The 2,945-nt window shown below is 76.2% G+C and carries 2 protein-coding genes; both read right to left on the bottom strand.

Features of this window, described 5'->3' with window-relative positions:
• Window positions 1–45 precede the first annotated feature (45 nt).
• Window positions 46–1,488, bottom strand: a complete 1,443-nt coding sequence (locus ABZW32_RS39435) for an O-antigen ligase family protein (RefSeq protein ID WP_356225691.1) — start codon at window positions 1,486–1,488, stop codon at window positions 46–48.
• 3 nt (window positions 1,489–1,491) lie between these two features.
• Entirely contained in the window at window positions 1,492–2,835 is a 1,344-nt protein-coding gene (locus tag ABZW32_RS39430) for an exopolysaccharide biosynthesis polyprenyl glycosylphosphotransferase (protein WP_356225689.1), read from the bottom strand.
• Between the last annotated feature and the right edge of the window lie 110 nt (window positions 2,836–2,945).

The following is a 2,945-nucleotide window of genomic DNA, read 5'->3' as shown; positions in this document are numbered from 1 at the left end:
CCTCGGTCGCCGCGGCCGCGGGCCGCCGCCAGGGAGTCGTGTCGGTCACCGGGCCGCCGGTCCCTCAAGTGCCCTGCCGCCCGGAACACCCGGCACGCCCGGACCACCCGAAGCACCCGGACCGCCCAGGCCGCCCGGACCCCCCGCATCCGCGGGCGACGGCAGCGCCCACCAGGCCGCCAGGCCGATGATCACTCCGGTGAGCACGGTGGACGGCCCTCCGATGTCCGCGTACAGGAAGTCGGTCAGCTGCCACACCAGGAGGCCGAGCGCGATCAGCCCGCAGTCGCGGATCCCCCGCGCCGGGCGGTCGGCGGCGTACCGGCGCAGGCCCGCGACGAGGAGCGCCGCCCAGCCGCCCGCCAGGGCGAGCAGTCCGGTCAGGCCCTGCTCGCCGAGGACGAGGAGGTACATGTTGTGCGGGGACAGCAGCGGCTGCTTGATGAACGCCTGGCCCGCGCCGGCGGTGTCGCTGCCGGAGGACAGGCCGAGCGAGGAGTGGCCGTCCCGGTGGGCGGGGAAGCCCTTGAGCCCCACCCCTACCACCGGCCGCTCCCGCCACATCGACTCGGCGGCGGCCCACATCGTGTAGCGGTCGGTGACCGACTGGTCGGGCGCGCTCGACACCTGGGTGATGGAGGTCAGCCGCTCCGCGACCATCTCGGAGCCGACGCCGAGCCCGCCGACCAGCACCACGCCCAGCGCGGTCAGCGCGACCAGGACCTTCAGCGCCCGCCGGATGCCGGCCAGGCCCATCACCAGCAGCGCGGCCCCGGCGGTGGCGATCCAGGCGCCCCGGCTGAAGGACAGCACCAGCGGCACGACCAGGACCAGCGCGCAGCCCCCGGCGATCCGGCGGATCCTGGCCGGGAGGCCGGGCGCGAGGGCGGCGGCGGTGGCCACGATCAGCCCGTACGCGACGACCGTGGCCATGCCCATGACGTCGCCGGGGCCGAAGGTGCCGACGGCCCTGATGTCCTCGCCCTGGTAGGAGGCGCCGGTGTGGGTCGCGAACTGCGCGACGCCGACGGCGCCCTGGACGAGGGCCAGCACCACGAAGCACCCGGCGGCGAGCCGGAACTCGCGGGCGTCGCGCACCAGCAGCACCACGGCCGCCGGGACGAGGACGAAGACCTGGAGGTAGCGCACGAACCCGGGCAGGGCGGCGTACGGGTCCCCGGCGGTCATGGTGGAGACGGCGAGCCCGACGCCCGGGGCCCCGAGGACGAGCACGCCCAGCGGGGTCAGCGTGCGCACCCGGCCCCGCAGCGCCTGTACGGCGCAGACGAGGGCGAGCAGCAGCGATGCGGCGTCGGCGGGGCCGACCTTCCCGGAGGCGGTCGCGTCCCCGGCGGGGAGCGGGGCGAGGAGGAACAGGACGGTCGCGGCCAGCGGGAGCAGCGGCCAGTGGCGGCGCAGCGGGCCGGCCGGGTCGGCGATCCGGGTGGGCCGGGCGGGCCGGGCGGGCCGGGCGGCGGCGAGGCTCATCGGTCAGCTCCCTCCCAGCCGGAAGCGGAAGAAGGAGGCCGCGGTGCGCGCCAGGATCCACAGGTCCTGCCACAGCGACCAGGTGTCGATGTAGTGGTTGTCGAAGCGGGCCCGGTCCTCGATGGAGGTGTCCCCGCGCAGTCCGTTGATCTGGGCGAGTCCGGTGATCCCGACGGGCATCCGGTGGCGGGCCTCGTAGCCGGGGTGGACGCTGCTGAACTTGGCGACGAAGAAGGGCCGTTCGGGGCGGGGGCCGACCAGGCTCATGTCACCCCGTACGACGTTCCACAGTTGCGGCAGTTCGTCGAGGGAGGACTTGCGCAGGAAGGAGCCGACGGGGCTCATCCGGCGGTCTCCGGCGACGGTCCAGCGGGTGGCGGACTCGTGTTCGTCGGCGCGCAGGGTACGGAACTTCAGCAGGGTGAAGGGGCGTCCGTAGAGGCCGACGCGTTCCTGACGGAAGATCACTCCGGGTCCGTCGGAGATCCGTACGGCCAGTGCGCAGGCGCCCATGACGGGGGCGGCGGCGAGGAGGGCGAGGGCGGCGAGGAGGGAGTCGATGGCCCGCTTCGCGGTGCGCTCGGCGGTCCGGGCGGGGCGCGGCAGCAGCGGCTGTACGGCGTACCCCCACAGCTGGTCGGCGGGCTGTGCGACCCGCATGCCGGTGACCTTGGCGGTCCCGGCGGGGTCGGCGAGCCAGAGCCGGCAGCCGTGGTCGTGGAAGAGCCGGACCAGGGAGGCGGTGCGTTCGTCGGCCTCGGGGGGCCGGGTGAACACGGCGTGGCGGACGGAGTTCTGGATGACGGCGCGCCGGACGTCCTCGTGGGTGGCGAGTACGGGGAGTACGGGGAGCTGGCCGCGTTCCGCGTCGGCGGGGGCGGCGGTGTCGGCGATGCCCACGGGCCGCAGTCCGTACTCGGGGCGTCCGTGCAGCGCGGCGGCGACGGCGCCCGCCCCGTCCCCGGGGCCGACGACGAGGGTGGAGACGGGGTGGCGCAGGGCCGAGCGGCGGCGGAGCGCGTGGACGGTGCCGCGGCCGGCGCAGACCAGGAGGGTCTGGAGGGCGACGGCGCCCAGGAGGGTGCTCCAGCCGAGGGACCGGTGGGGCCCGGTGGTGGCGAGGACGGCGGCGGCACCGCACCAGAGCACGGCGGCCCGCCCGGCCAGCGCGGGCAGTTCGAGCAGGGCGGAGGGGGTGAGCCGGGGCCGGTAGAGGCCGCCCTGCGCGTGGAGGGCGGCGAGCAGGACGAGGAGCAGGGCGACGCAGGGGCCGGTGGCCGACGGCGGCAGGACGTCCGCGGGCAGGGTGGCCGCGGTGACGGCGGCGGCCAGGGCGTCGGCGGTCATCAGCGCGGCGACGCCGTCGCGGCGGATGACACGGCCTGGCGGAGGTACTGGGCGGGCTCGGGCCCGACGTCCCGGTGTGGAGCTGGTCGGCGGAGCGGACCAGCGGCTTC

This window comes from Streptomyces sp. NPDC004667 (assembly GCF_040609475.1).
Lineage (GTDB): Bacteria > Actinomycetota > Actinomycetes > Streptomycetales > Streptomycetaceae > Streptomyces.
This window is presented reverse-complemented; position numbering and strand designations above follow the sequence as displayed.